At 37.7% G+C, this 14122-nt stretch carries 19 protein-coding genes; 7 read left to right on the top strand and 12 right to left on the bottom strand.

Features of this window, described 5'->3' with window-relative positions:
• The 5 genes from V7654_RS12920 to V7654_RS12900 all read right to left on the bottom strand — a co-directional run.
• A partial coding sequence (locus V7654_RS12920) for a hypothetical protein (RefSeq protein ID WP_335430756.1) occupies nt 1–185 on the bottom strand: 185 nt, incomplete at its 3' end.
• A gap of 84 nt (nt 186–269) precedes the next feature.
• On the bottom strand, nt 270–545 hold the full coding sequence (locus tag V7654_RS12915) for a hypothetical protein (RefSeq protein WP_335430754.1): 276 nt from the start codon (nt 543–545) through the stop codon (nt 270–272).
• 95 nt (nt 546–640) lie between these two features.
• Nucleotides 641–1129 (bottom strand): hypothetical protein, encoded by a 489-nt coding sequence (locus tag V7654_RS12910; protein ID WP_335430753.1) that lies wholly within the window; start codon nt 1127–1129, stop codon nt 641–643.
• 212 nt (nt 1130–1341) lie between these two features.
• Complete coding sequence (locus tag V7654_RS12905) at nt 1342–1449, bottom strand: DinB family protein (RefSeq protein ID WP_335430769.1); 108 nt, start codon at nt 1447–1449, stop codon at nt 1342–1344.
• 95 nt (nt 1450–1544) lie between these two features.
• A complete protein-coding gene (locus tag V7654_RS12900; RefSeq protein ID WP_335430751.1) occupies nt 1545–1829 on the bottom strand; it encodes a DinB family protein in 285 nt (94 codons plus the stop codon).
• Nucleotides 1830–2131: 302 nt separating this feature from the next.
• Here V7654_RS12900 and V7654_RS12895 point away from each other — a divergent pair, with 302 nt between their 5' ends.
• From V7654_RS12895 to V7654_RS12885, 3 genes are all read left to right on the top strand, one after another.
• Nucleotides 2132–2446: an ArsR/SmtB family transcription factor gene (locus V7654_RS12895; protein ID WP_335430750.1), complete on the top strand. Its 315-nt coding sequence runs from the start codon at nt 2132–2134 to the stop codon at nt 2444–2446.
• Between the two features lie 84 nt (nt 2447–2530).
• Entirely contained in the window at nt 2531–2959 is a 429-nt protein-coding gene (locus tag V7654_RS12890; RefSeq protein WP_335430748.1) for a DMT family transporter, read from the top strand.
• 11 nt (nt 2960–2970) lie between these two features.
• Nucleotides 2971–3444: a DMT family transporter gene (locus tag V7654_RS12885; RefSeq protein WP_335430746.1), complete on the top strand. Its 474-nt coding sequence runs from the start codon at nt 2971–2973 to the stop codon at nt 3442–3444.
• Between the two features lie 192 nt (nt 3445–3636).
• Here the strand turns inward: V7654_RS12885 and V7654_RS12880 are convergent, their stop codons facing one another.
• Together V7654_RS12880 and V7654_RS12875 are read right to left on the bottom strand one after the other, a co-directional pair.
• On the bottom strand, nt 3637–4488 hold the full coding sequence (locus V7654_RS12880; protein WP_335430745.1) for an aldo/keto reductase: 852 nt from the start codon (nt 4486–4488) through the stop codon (nt 3637–3639).
• Between the two features lie 27 nt (nt 4489–4515).
• Entirely contained in the window at nt 4516–5499 is a 984-nt protein-coding gene (locus V7654_RS12875; RefSeq protein ID WP_335430744.1) for an aldo/keto reductase, read from the bottom strand.
• A 193-nt stretch (nt 5500–5692) separates the two neighbouring features.
• Here V7654_RS12875 and V7654_RS12870 point away from each other — a divergent pair, with 193 nt between their 5' ends.
• On the top strand, nt 5693–6610 hold the full coding sequence (locus tag V7654_RS12870) for an AraC family transcriptional regulator (protein WP_335430743.1): 918 nt from the start codon (nt 5693–5695) through the stop codon (nt 6608–6610).
• Between the two features lie 50 nt (nt 6611–6660).
• On the opposite strand, the gene V7654_RS12865 is transcribed toward V7654_RS12870, so the two are convergent.
• The 5 genes from V7654_RS12865 to V7654_RS12845 form a co-directional block, all read right to left on the bottom strand.
• Nucleotides 6661–7173 (bottom strand): histidine phosphatase family protein, encoded by a 513-nt coding sequence (locus tag V7654_RS12865; protein ID WP_335430741.1) that lies wholly within the window; start codon nt 7171–7173, stop codon nt 6661–6663.
• 171 nt (nt 7174–7344) lie between these two features.
• A complete protein-coding gene (locus tag V7654_RS12860; RefSeq protein ID WP_335430740.1) occupies nt 7345–7806 on the bottom strand; it encodes a GNAT family N-acetyltransferase in 462 nt (153 codons plus the stop codon).
• Between the two features lie 166 nt (nt 7807–7972).
• Nucleotides 7973–8428: a hypothetical protein gene (locus V7654_RS12855; protein WP_335430739.1), complete on the bottom strand. Its 456-nt coding sequence runs from the start codon at nt 8426–8428 to the stop codon at nt 7973–7975.
• Nucleotides 8429–9192: 764 nt separating this feature from the next.
• On the bottom strand, nt 9193–9900 hold the full coding sequence (locus tag V7654_RS12850; protein WP_335430768.1) for a DNA alkylation repair protein: 708 nt from the start codon (nt 9898–9900) through the stop codon (nt 9193–9195).
• 470 nt (nt 9901–10370) lie between these two features.
• Entirely contained in the window at nt 10371–10568 is a 198-nt protein-coding gene (locus tag V7654_RS12845) for a DUF378 domain-containing protein (RefSeq protein WP_335430737.1), read from the bottom strand.
• A 172-nt stretch (nt 10569–10740) separates the two neighbouring features.
• On the opposite strand from V7654_RS12845, the gene V7654_RS12840 reads away from it, so the two are divergent.
• The 3 genes from V7654_RS12840 (at nt 10741) to V7654_RS12830 (ending at nt 14051) form a co-directional block, all read left to right on the top strand.
• Entirely contained in the window at nt 10741–11625 is an 885-nt protein-coding gene (locus V7654_RS12840) for a MerR family transcriptional regulator (protein WP_335430735.1), read from the top strand.
• Between the two features lie 137 nt (nt 11626–11762).
• Entirely contained in the window at nt 11763–12203 is a 441-nt protein-coding gene (locus tag V7654_RS12835; RefSeq protein ID WP_335430734.1) for a cell wall hydrolase, read from the top strand.
• 297 nt (nt 12204–12500) lie between these two features.
• A complete protein-coding gene (locus tag V7654_RS12830; protein WP_335430732.1) occupies nt 12501–14051 on the top strand; it encodes a vanadium-dependent haloperoxidase in 1551 nt (516 codons plus the stop codon).
• Nucleotides 14052–14122 lie beyond the last annotated feature (71 nt).

The raw sequence follows: 14122 nt of genomic DNA, 5'->3' as shown, positions 1-14122 counted from the left end.
AAATAACTTTCAATCCCATCTATTATTGAACCGATTGCTGATAAAAGAAATAAAAACTTTAATATACCTAAGTTAACACCTTTAATTAGACTAAAAATGAGGATAAAAACCCCTATTGTGAGAAATAAATATTTAATGATTACAAATGGTTTTGTACTTTCCCTTTTTTCAAAAAACAATCTCACTTATTCACCGCCTTTGGAAAAAAACAACAAAAATAATCATAACATTAATCATTATTATTCAACTAAACTGCCCCGTTAATTCAATCAACGGTCAGGTATAAATAATATTGTATATTCATTACCTAGTTCTTCTTTCACTTTTCCAGTAAGATGTTCCCCGATTGAATCATGTTCATTAATTGAGATTTTTTTATATAGACCAGTCCATTGACCTAACTCGGTCTTAAGATTGTCTGTTATCGGAAAGTCTTCCATATCAAGATTCTCGCCACATTGGTTGCACCAAATTGCATCAGCTACAAAATCTGCTTCGATTTTAAATGAATTAGTAAATTCACATATACAAAGATCCTTAAACATTAAAAAGTCAGCTCCTAAATTCGAAAAATTATTCAACTAATCGTTCCCTATTGTTTAATAGGAAAAATCCTACCTAAGCCACGATTCAAAGAGCACTAGCAACGCTCCCAATCATCTGGAACTAACAACCATAAACCAGGCATTACACACTTATTTCCTTCAATATAATCGGTAGGAGTATATCTGAAAGGGGTTTTAAGTATTGTTTTTATTTCATCTAATGTTTGCATATTTATAGTATAAATTAGGTTCTCATTATAAGAATTTAAAATTGAACTAATTTTATCATCATCGACTGAAAAATCGTCATTTTGCAATTCGCTAAACCAACCTTCATAATGTTCAGACACTGGGCCTCCTAGACCGTGAGGACATTCTTTAGCTTCTTTATCAGATGGATCTACATAACACCACCAAGACACATTTGTAATAAGTATACCTAAAGCAGTTATTTCATTAATAAACTCATCTAAGTTACCCTTTAAAACTATACAGTCTATATAACCACTGCCAACAGGTTGTACTTTATGCTTAGCAAGGAGACAGTCCAATTGTGAGACAATTTCATTCTTCTTCGATTCCAAGTAATTAATATAACTAATAATAATAATCCTCTCCAGTTCCTATTCTTCTTCGACTCTTGCACCGTTAGCACAATAAGAAAATGACTTGCCGCCGCAACTCATTATGATCTTGAACTCTAGCATCCTTTAGTTTAGATACAATACTTAGCAAACTTACTCAACGAAAAAGGCAATGTCAATAAAACATCGCCCAAAATACTTCTTATATAAAATTATCTTCTGTTCCTAAAATATCTGTATTTAGGGGGCTCATATCCCATCTGACGCAGCATAGCTGCTATTTGTCCCTTGTGACGATACTCATGAGTAATGGTGTGCATTAGCAATTTACCAGAAGTAATAGATAATAGTTCAGGTGCTTTTCTCCAAGGGATTTCCCTCTCAATCATCACGTTTAAATCATGTCCATGTATTTCTAAGAATCATTTACTATTGAATCTACTTGTTCGAATCGTACTATTATATCCTCTAAACCGAGATTAAGTAATTCTTCCCTGGGAGTAAGTGTTTTTTTTGTCTTTAATAAAACAAATGAGCCAAGCCATGCCACATAACAATCTGCTATATGAACCAATGTGTCTCTTACACTTTGCCAGGCGAAACCATTTGTATGGGTAAAATGATTAGGATCTAACTTCCCACAAAAATCTAACAGAGTTCCTCTAATCTGTCGAACCCAACCATATTCGTGTTGAACCATAAAAACACCCACCTTTAACAAATATAATTACTCATTCTTTACCTGTATAGAAAAACCCTTTCTTTAAACAATTATTCATTTGTTATAAATAAGACCTCTTAATATGGTCAGAATTCTTATTAAACAAAATATCCTTTCACAAAAAAAAAGTATGGTCGCAGCTATCCCTTCTTTAACATAAGAACCCTTTAGTTTAAGTACATTTTTACACATCCCCTTTTTCATTAACAAAGCTGGATAATAGTCAAGATTTTAAATCATCACATTGACATATCGAAAAAAATCGATATATAATATCAAACATGGAACCAATCGACATTTTTAAGGCCTTATCAAACGAAACTCGACTCAACATTTTACAATGGTTGAAGGAACCAGAGAAGCATTTCCCTAAACAAGGCGCTCACCTGCCAAAGGAGGTAAGCTATAAAGGTGGAGTATGTGTAGGGGATATACAAGAAAAGGCTAAAGCTTCTCAATCTACGGTTTCCCACTACTTAAATATGCTGCAGAAAGCTGGATTACTTGAATCAGTTCGTCATGGTCAGTGGACTTATTATAGAAGAAATGAAGACGTAATTCGTCAGTTTGCTGAATATTTTAGAACAGAGATCTAAGTTAAATGATTTCTGTTTTTTTTCAAAACATTATATCGATTATTCTAGATATTTAAATATAAGTATCGAAGGAGGATTTATTAAATGCGTTACTTCTCATATCTACTAGCTTTATTAGCAGGTTCCGCACTAAGCTTTGAAGGAGCAATCTATGGTGAACTTGGGAAAACAATAGGTCAGATAGAAACTAGCTTTTACAACTTTTTTATGGGCTCAATAATCATGGTGCTATTATGGATATTCTTTGGGAAAGGTAAGCTTTCATATGTGGGAGTAGCCCCAAAATGGTCACTTTTTGGCGGGGTTTTAGGGGTAGTTTATTTAACATCTATTGTGATTAGTGTACCTTTTGTTGGTGTCGGAATAACTATGGTTGCAGTAATAATTGGTCAGCTAGTAATGAGTATGGTTATTGAACATTTTGGTTGGTTGGGTAGCACGAAAACACCAATCAATAGAGAAAAAATATACGCTGTCATTTCAATGATGATTGCACTTATATTAGTAAACTAGGAGGGTTAAATATGGGTATCATAATGATTCTATTCACATTATTCGGCGGTATAACACTAAGTGCCCAATCATCTATAAATGGTACATTAAGTCGAAAAGCAGGAACAATTGAAACAACACTTTTAACTTTTCTAACCGGGACAATGTTCTTAGCCATTTTCATTATTTTTTTTGGTCAAGGAAATGTGCTTGCAATTTTAGAAGCACCTAAATGGCAGTTAAGTGCAGCGTTTTTAGGAACATTATACTTACTTCTCACGGTCATGGCAGTACCAAGAATTGGTGTCATAGCAACAAATATTGCAGGTATAGCTGGCCAGCTTGTAATCGGTGTCCTTATTGATCATTTTGGGTGGTTTAATAGTTTGGTAATATCCCTAGACATGAAACGCGTATTCGCATTACTATTTATGATTATTGCCCTTTATTTTATCTATAAAGGAAATAAACGCTCAAGTGAAGAAACTAATACACAGCATAAATAATTAATATACAACGCTGCAATCTATAAAAGTAATGTTGCAGCGTTATTTACCTAAATCCCTTTTAGTTCACCAAGAAAAAAAACGCCTCACCAGCTCTTAAATAAGCAAAAACAGCCAGTTAGGTAAACTGGCTGTTTTTTCAAATGAAAATCCACATTGAATATCACAGAAATTAAGCTAGAAGTAAGAGCATTAAATGTCAAGTTTACGGGTACCGATCCATTTCACCATTTCAGGATCCCTATGAGAAAAGAACAAGCTTTCTTTGGTGTCTAATGCAGCAATTTTCTCCATATCCTTATGACTTAATTCAAAATCAAAGATATCGAAGTTTTCGATTATTCTTTCCTTACGAACCGACTTCGGAATCGCAACGACTCCTCTTTGCGTCAACCAACGTAAAATCACCTGTGCAACGGATTTATTATACATTTCAGCTATTGATACTAAAACATCATTTTGGAACATGTTATTTTTTCCTTCAGCAAATGGTCCCCAAGACTCTATTTGAACATTGTTCTCTTTCATAAATTTAGCATTTTCTATTTGCTGGCAGAAAGGGTGTGTTTCAACCTGGTTTACCGCAGGAATTACTTCATTATGAATGATTAAATCGATCAAGCGGTCAGGATGGAAATTACTAACTCCAATTGCGCTGATCTTACCCTCCCGATACAATTCCTCCATCGCACGCCAAGAACCATGGACATCCCCGAATGGCTGATGAATTAAATACAAATCCAGATAATCTAATTGCAGTCTTTCCAGAGATCTTGTGAATGCTTCCTTTGTGCTCTCATAACCAGTATCCTGAACCCAAAGTTTTGTAGTAATAAACAATTTTTCTCTAGGTACACCGCTCCTCTTGATTGCTCTGCCGACAGCTTCTTCATTTAGATAAGAGGCAGCAGTATCGATTAGACGATATCCTGCCGAAATAGCGTCATAAACAGCTTGTTCACATTCATTTTTGTCCTGAATCTGAAAAACCCCGAAGCCGATAATTGGCATTTCAACACCATTATTTAAAGTTACTTTTTGCATATATAATCCTCCAGTTTTCATTGAAAATTATTTACCTACCCTATTTGCATATTCCGCCGGATAGCGATCCCCTGAGATTTCAATTTTCAATAACGCATCATTCAAGTCATTGATCTCCTCAGTGCTCAGTTCAATATCAGCTGCCCCAAGATTTTCTTCCAGACGCGTCAACTTCCGTGTACCTGGAATTGGAACAATCCATGGCTTCTGAGCAAGAACCCATGCAAGTGCAATTTGAGCAGGCGTTGCGTCTTTTTCTAAAGCAATCTTTTTTACTAGATCGACCAATACCTGATTTGCTGCGATATTCTCAGGTTTAAAGCGAGGAACAATGCTGCGGAAATCTGAGCTTTCAAACGTTGCATCATTTTTAATTGTTCCCGTAAGGAATCCTTTGCCCAATGGACTGAAAGGAACAAACCCGATTCCCAGGTCTTCAAGGGTAGGTATTAGCTCATCTTCAGGACTTCTCCACATCATCGAGTATTCACTTTGAATGGCAGTCAGTGGTTGAACCGAGTGTGCACGCCGAACCGTTTCCACTCCAGCTTCGGAGAGTCCCCAATGCTTAATTTTACCTTCCTTGATTAGGTCTTGTATTACTCCAGCTACCTCCTCAATTGGAACACTCGGATCCACCCGATGCTGATAGTAAAGATCAATGGTGTCAACCTGAAGCCGTTTAAGCGAGCATTCGATTGACTTCCAAATACGTTCCGGCTTACTGTCAAGCACCTGCTTGCCATTTACCATCTGGATGCCAAATTTAGTTGCGATAACCACTTTTCCCTGAAAAGGAGCAAGGGCTTCTCCTACCAATTCCTCATTGACATAAGGTCCATAAATTTCGGCCGTATCGAAGAAAGTAACACCTCGGTCAATAGCCTCGTGAATAATCTTAATCATCTCTTGCTTGTCCGAGGCAGGACCGTAACCATGGCTCATGCCCATACACCCAAGGCCAATGGATGAAACCTCCAATTCACTTTTTCCCAATTTACGCTTTTTCATGTGGATTCAACTCCTTAACCTATTTTGTCATGATGTAGGGAAAACTTTCGACTCCCTTATTATGCAACATAAAAATAGAAAACCCTTATATCATTCCTGTCAGATCATTGCCTAATCCTCTCACACTACTTACTTTTTGAAGGAATATGTATTAGTATGGAACTATAAAAAAGAGGGATACTAGGAGGTTTTTATGTCTCAACAAATTGACAAACAGCGGGGTGATCTTACCCAGCTTATTAATAAGTTCACAGGCAAGGGCGGATCTTATGTGACTGCAATACCTTCTTTATCTTTCTCTCGTTTCTCTGATGTTACCGGTCCAAGTTACGGAGTCTACATGCCCTCACTATGCATTATCGTTCAAGGCAGAAAAGAGGTATTACTGGCACAAGAGAGCTATGGTTACGGCCCTGCCGATTACCTTGTTGCATCCGTTAACCTGCCTATAGTCGGTATAGTCACGGAAGCCTCTTCTGAAAGTCCATATTTGGCACTGAAACTCGAATTTACGCCAAATCAAATCTTGGAGGTTTTACAGGATTCTCAACTTGCTGTTAACAAGAAGGAAAACGCCAAAAGAGGCATGTATGTAAGCCAAATTGAGCTCTCTTTGCTCGACGCTGTAAACAGGTTAGTCCATTTGCTAGAAACTCCCAATGATATACCGGTACTTGCTCCTCTTATTACAAAGGAAATCATCTATAGGGTTTTACAGGGTCCGCATGGAACTACGCTAGGGCAAATTGCCATAGAGGGAAGTTCCACTTATGGAATCAGCGATGTCATTGACCATATCATGCATAACTATGTACAGTCTTTTCGGATTGAGGACCTTGCGGAGATTGCCAACATGAGCGTTTCTTCGCTTCATAGGCACTTTAAAGAGGTGACAGCTATGAGTCCTATTCAGTTCCAAAAACAATTGAGGCTACAGGAAGCACGTCGCCTGTTATTATCCGAGTCAACGGATGCCACCGAAGCTGCATTCCGAGTTGGATATGAAAGTCCATCTCAATTCAGCCGGGAATATTCCCGCCTGTTTGGTTTACCGCCAAAAGAGGATATAAAGCGACTGAAAGAACCCTATGATCAAAAGATAAACCTATAATCCCCTTCCTTATGGTGGGGCTTTTTTTTGTGCGGAGAAAAAGGACAAGATTACTCTAAGTGCGATGTACTATTCGCAAATTTTATAATTTGTAAACCTTTGTAATAATCCAAGAAATGAATACCTGTATTATTCGTGTGAAACCACTTATTATTTTCAGTAGGTAATTGAAGAAAGCTCTCAATCATTTTAGTTATCATTCCACCGTGAGTAATAACTGCAATTCTAGTATATGCACTACTGTTTTCCTTAATAAATGAAAGAACTGTTTCCCCCCGCACCCTAAATTCTTGATTACTTTCTGTTTCCTGTTGTTCTCTTAATTTATCTATGTATTTAACTGAACAACCGATAGTGTTAGATAATACCTCGGCAGTTTCACGAGCTCTTTTTAATGTACTACTCCATACAAAATCGGGTGGATAATCTTTTAATACTCGTTGTGACATTTTCTCTACTTGTATAAGCCCATTCGGTGTTAGCGACAAATCAGTAGAGCCTTTGTAAACCTCCTCTAAAAAGTCATCTTCTGATTCTCCGTGACGGATCAATAATAATTGCATCTATCTTACCCTCCTTACATAGCTTCCTAATTTAATTTCTATAAAGGAAGAAGGTTTTCCTTTCGATTTATTTAGATCACTGCTTTTGTATATTTGCGTAAATAAGAAAAGCTGCCAAATATGGCAGCTCGAACTTGAAGGAATACTATCCTTTAGCATAAGAAGAAATATTCAGATTCTCTTATACACCGTTGCTCTTTTAATGATGAATCCTTGTTTTTTATAAAACTTTTTTGCTCGCTCATTGTTAACCCAATAATCCAATTCTACTATGTCTATACCTTCGCTTTTTGCTATGTCATAGATGTGGTTCATTAAATGGGAACCATATCCCCGACTTGTTTGATCCTCTATTATACTTATCTGATGAACAAATACTGATTTGTATGGTTTCTTGAAGGCTGTTTGAGAGTAATTTTTGATTTCTACCCATGCATAACCCAGTGGTACATGGTTGTCCTTTATAAGTAAGAAAATAAAATTCTCATTTGCAACCCATTGTTTAAACGAATCTCGGGTAGCCTCGAAGTTGTACTCTGTAAAATATTTTGGATATAAAGATGCATGTAACTCAAGTATGGGTTTATTTAAATGGGCAATTAACTCATAATCCATAGTTCGAGTAATTTTCATACCTATCCTCCAAACGAATTGTTTGTAGCCAACCAGCTAACAAATTAGTGTATTTCCCATCTCGAAGTTATTCAAACTTTCTTCGTTCACTATTATTCATAAACTTATTCCATCTTTTATAAATTTATTCCTTCTTCTACTGCACCGTTAGTAGAATAAGTAAATATTACTTTACTTCTAAGACAAAAGCATAAAAAGCATCGCCATGAGATAAATGCTCTTCCTCTTCGTCCATCCATCCGACACTATATGAATAATAATAAATGCCTTCTTGTGTAGGGGCTGTAAAACGATTTTCATTAACAATTATTTCATCTTCCTTATCATTATTAATTTGTTTAACTTGGATTTTGTTTGGTTTAGGTTCATGGTCCATAATAATCGTGACTTTTTCACCTGGATTTATTCTAATAGGCACTTTTCCTTTTAAAAGCTCAACGGGTCCTGCTTTTGTATCAGCACAAGTACCTTTCCAACAATAAGTGCCTAGTTTTGTTTCATATCTTTCTTTACCAATTTTTATATAGACATCTGGAGGTTTTACATCTGACATCTCCTCTGTTGTACATCCCGATATGATAAGTCCAAAAAGAACTGCTAATATTAAAAGAAATTTCTTCATAAACCCTCCCCCTTATAGATAAAGACATATAAAACTACACAAAGTTACTCATATTTTGTTAGACTAACCTTCCCCGTTCGTTCAATAACATGTTCAACAAAAAAGGCGGTTAATCCTTCATAGATCAACGCACCCTTTGTGTGAATTCTTGTTAAGATGAACGGAATCAAAAAAGAACTAACCTATCTTTTTTTGTATAATAAGATTAGAAACCTATTTACACTCCCCCTAAGAATATTTAATAAAATGATATTCCGAAAGAAAATGTAAATTCCTTTTTCAGCTGCCCTTTAGCACATTAAGATCTCCAACAAAAAAGTGCGTTAATCTAACTTAGATCAACGCACCCATTTGAGAAGGATTAGGTTTAATTTAATTTCATAATAAAATAAGTTATTAAATACATGAGAGTGCCAACTATTAACATGCCACCTACAATATAACTGATGCTGGTGAGGATAAATTTAATGAAATCATAGATTCCACCAGCCAAATCATCTATAAACTTGGTCACGCTCACACCTCCACCAATTCGTTCTCTATCTTTCTGCCAGTTCGGTAATCCTACCCGTTTGCTGAAAAATCCTATGATAATATTATACCATTAAATGTAAATCTTTCCTTGTGTTTTTTCAACGGCAACAAAGGTGACGGAAATAGACTTTTTTTATTCTTTATTTAAACTCCCCCTTTAATAGAATAAAAAAAACGATTCCTCGTATTGAAGAATCGCACGGGTATGTGTAATTACTACAAAAAATATGTTAACACCTTACATATTTCCGCTTAAAACCAAGCCTCCCTCTTTCTATTTCCTTTTGAATATTTTCCGATGCAAGCAGGATACTGCTTTTTTTCTTGTCTCTTTTAATTTCTACTGGGCCTACTGCCTTTGCAGTTTCAACCGCCTTATCATGGAGCGGTTTAAATGAAATCCCGACTGTATATATAAAATTATTCATAGCCGATTTAGTTCGATCTGGAGAATCGTGAATCGTATTTTCCACCTGTTCAAGCATACTGGCAATTTTGCTTACGCTAAATTCACTATCTTTGCGATTACCTAATAGCCAGCAGTAACAACTCCAGCCTGCAGACATTCTTAGTTCCTCACCACTACCGATCCATTTATCAGCAACAACTTGCGCAATATCGGTTTCTGACAAAGTTACTGCAACCACATAATCGGAGAGCATATAAAAATACGCAGCATCAATCCAACGCTCAAAATCGGCCTCAGTCATTGATATTGGGTCCGCAATGATTCCGGCAAAATACATAGCATCGTAATTCCCGGTGGCGTAAAGCTGCTCTGCTAGAGGCTGATTTTTCTTTATTTTCTTTGCGATCGGTTTCATTGCCCCTGTAGCCACCCCAAATAGCGGCTCTTTTGCCCCATTGCTTATGTAAGTCTTTTTAATTCGTTCCTTACCGAGCGCTTCTAGTTCCTGCATAACCAATTCCAAATCCATCGTTTTGCTTCTCCTCCCTTTATAAACATCCCCATAAATATACTCTTTTCTTAGTAACCATTTGCGCTTATTTTCTTTATCATACAATGTTTTAACTTGATGCAAAAGCTCAAATACATTCACTTAGGAACCAAATTGCGCTTATTAAACTGCCCCCTTAGTTGAATAACGTTCTTTTTTCATTTTGACAGGAACATCCAATAAACCTCCTTTGAAACTTGAAAATTAGAAATGGATTTAGGAACTGTCTTAAAAAACCATTTCGCACATTGACAATACCTTCTGTCATCCTTCCAAAAAAGAAGGAGAATTGGCATCCTAATTTTTCTTTATTTTGCTAAAAGATCCTATATCAATAAAAAGAAGCAGTCCATTACAGCTAAGAATTGGACTGCGAATTGGTGTGCTAATTTAGATTTTGTACTCAAAAACAGAACACATTAATTAAAATCTGGAAGCCCTTTTCTAGTTTATTTATTTACCTTCGATATGAGTGTAAGGCTGTAGATTGCTGCAAGACCTACAAGGATATAGACCACTTTTGCGATCGGGCTATCCATGCCTCCGAAGAGTCCACCGACTAGATCCCATTCAAACAAGCCAACCAAAAGCCAATTTAAACCGCCGACAATAAGTAATACTAATGATACCAGATTTAATGTTTTCATTATGACACCACCCATTGTATAATTTTTGTATAACCTTTCGATTTTTATTATACAAAACCTATACATAATTAGCAAACTATTTTTATAATTTTATTAAAATACCTATTTAAAAGGTTTTTCCTTGTGTAATTTTTGTATAAGTTATCTATAATGAAGAGTGGAGGTGATAATATTGTATAGCATCAAGCAAGTTTCCGAACTATTGGATATTCCTGCGGTTACAATCAGGGCTTGGGAAAATCGATACAACGTCGTAACCCCTACCAGAACCGAGGGCGGACACCGTTTATATAGCGAGAAAGATGTAGAGACCCTTAAGTGGATCAAGACAAAAGTCCACGAAAAGAATATGAAAATCAGTGACGCAGTCCGGCTTTTACAGGAAGGTGCTCCAGCTCCTGCAACACCTCCCTCTGATAGTAATAAATACGAAGAGTTAACGCAAAAGCTTTACATTAAGCTAATTAGCCTTGATACCCATGAAGCGAACCAGATCGCTGACCTCGCTTTTTCCTTGTATGATTACGAAGAGGTGTTTCACCACATATTAGTAAAGGTTTTGTATAAGGTTGGGGATGAATGGGAGAATGGCTCCATCAGCGTGGCCCAGGAGCACTTCTCTTCCCAATTCATCATTAACCGCTGCACGCAGTTCTTGAGGATTCTCCCCGTGAACCCGGCGCTCCCGAAAGTAATGGCCTTCTGTCCCGAAGGCGAGCATCACCAAATCGGGTTGATGATTTTTAGCTTATTTTTAAAGAAAAAAGGAAACGAAGTCATCTATTTGGGACCGAATACTCCTCTTGAAGGATTAGCTGATTTAATCAAAATGAAGAATATTTCCGTGGTTGCGATTTCCATGACAAACCCTGCCCCTGTTAAAACGATGGAAAGCTGGATACAGTCATGTCTCGAAATGAATCCAGCTCTTAAATTCATTGTTGGCGGCAGCTGCATTCATGATTGTTCAAAGCTTGAGTCTAAGTCCGTTTCCTACTCGCTCGGATTTGATTGGGATGAATGGTATAACTCTTTTATGCACGGAAAAAAGGCCTGACCAGATTTGTCCGGCCTTCAGTCTTTTTTCTTTTCCGTCTCAACCAGGTACATCCCCATGCTTCTTTATCCCTGTTCCAATCCCATGAACATTTTTACAAGCTTTGTTTAATACAATTCTTTTAGAGGTGATGAAAAGTGCCAAGAGTGAAATATGTCGATAGTGACGTTGCTTTAGTGGCAAGGATGATGAGGGCAGAAGCTGAAGGCGAAGGTCGGCTGGGGATGCTAATGGTCGGCAATGTAGTAGTAAACCGACTAAAAGCCAATTGTTTGGATTTTAAAGATATAAGGACAATACCACAAGTGATTTTTCAAATTCAAGGAGGAAATTATTCTTTTGAAGCAGTACAAAAGGGGAATGTTTTTTACAACAGAGCAAGAAGTGTAGAAAAAAGATTAGCAAAACAAATCTTAGACTATTGGAGAGAACATCCTTCCAAGTATGCCCTTTGGTATTTTAATCCGTATGCTCCATGTCCCCCAACATGGTACAATCAACCATTTGCAGGACAATTTAAACAACATTGTTATTATGAACCACAAGCTAATACATGCGATGGAGTTTATAGATGGTAGAAGCAAAGGGACGTTCCCTTTGCTTCTTTTTAATGACTGGTGTTCAGAACAAAAATATTGAAATCCATTGACAGATCGTCTGAATAAACAGAAGCATAAGATACGTCCCCATGCTTCTAGAGGAAAATTGGGCAATTCATATTGGTGAGAAACCTATACCGATAAAACAATAATGAATATAATGAACCGATTTCAGCAAGCAATTAGGGAGGTATAGTATATATTTTCTAAAAAGATATTGATATGGATAAGTTAGGATTTTATCAATTATTATAATAAAATAAAAAAGGTGATAAGATGGGGAAAAGAAAGTCTAAAAAAATTAAAAAGTGTTTAATCAGTCCTTTGAATTCAGAAAAACGCAGAGAGAAAGCAGTTGGTGTTCGTCTTAAGGCAGCATCTTACCAGATGAAACTTCCCCTCTCTGAACATCCATGTAATGGTGACGAACATATGTATCCAACTAAACTTGCCAGCTTTTCTAAGTGCTTGCCGCATAATCCCCTTGGCGAGGTGGACCTCCAGGCCTATAACCAATTGATTAAAGCCCTGAAATCCGGTAAGAAACATCATTTTGAATCCATTACTCTCGGCGGTGGCGTCAAGCTTGCAAATCCTCAAGCCGCATATTCATTCGGGCTAGCTGGAACTGATTGCCACAACTTGGCTATCGCTGTACCACCATCTTTCAACAGTGCTTGGGAGGCTGGTGAAATGGCTGAACTATATTGGCAGGCGCTGACCCGCGATATTCCTTTTCTTGAGTACGGAACCAATCAACTGATCATGGAGGCAGCTTCTGAGTTATCGTCATTCTCTGATTTTCGCGGGCCGAAAAACGACGGCAAAGTTACAACTGATACCCTTTTCCGCGGCGATACACCTGGCGACCTAACAGGCCCCTATATTTCCCAATTCCTATTAAAGGACATCCCCTATGGTGCGACAAAAATCGCTCAACGGTATCGTACAACAGTGTCGGGATCTGATCATTTGACATCATATGATAAATGGTTGGATATCCAGAATGGTTCAACTCCAGCCGAACCATTATTCGATGTCACACCTCGCTACATCCGCAATGGAAGAGATCTTGGTGCATATGTTCATCAGGACTTCTCCTTCCAGGGAATGCTATCTGCTTGTTTAATTCTGCTAAGTTACAGCAAGGAAGCATTAAGTGAATCAAACCCCTACCTTAAATCAGAAACCCAGGGTGGTTTTATTACCTTCGGCGGCCCACATATTCTAGATTTAGTCACTAAAGTGGGACGAACAGCACTTGAGGCCGCCTGGTTCCAAAAATTCCTTGTCCACCGCAGACTCCGCCCCGAGGAATTCGGAGGACGCGTCCACAACCATATGACGGGTGCCGCAAACTATCCGATAAACTCAGAACTCCTCGATTCAAAGGTGATTTCAAAAGTGTTCAGCCAGTTTGGCAGCTATTTGCTTCCTATGGCCTATCCGGAAGGCTGCCCAACCCATCCTGCTTTCCCAGCTGGCCACGCAGCCATCGCTGGGGCTGGTGCAACTGTTCTCAAGGCATTCTTTAATGAATCTTTTGAGATTCCAAATCCAGTCACCGCGAATTCGGATGGCCTCTCATTGATTCCTTATTCGGGAGAAGCATTGACTATTGGAGGGGAATTGAATAAACTTGCCGCCAATATCTCACTTGGCCGCGACGCAGCCGGAGTCCATTGGCGTTCAGATGGAATCGAGGGGATGAATCTTGGTGAAGCTGTTGCAATAAGTATTCTTAGGGACTACAGAGCGACCTACAATGAGAAATTCAGTGGCTTCTCATTCACTAAGTTTGACGGAACTCTAATCACAATCAAGTAAGAAGCAAAGGGACAGTCACTTTGCTTCTTGTAAATAGTAGATGATGTAAGCGCCGAGGGCTAGAATTCCAC

It is taken from the genome of Bacillus sp. JJ1609 (assembly GCF_036967045.1).
In the GTDB taxonomy this organism is placed as follows: Bacteria; Bacillota; Bacilli; order Bacillales; family Cytobacillaceae; genus Mesobacillus.
The sequence above is the reverse complement of the archived record's forward strand: the minus strand, read 5'-3'. Positions and strand labels throughout refer to the sequence as shown.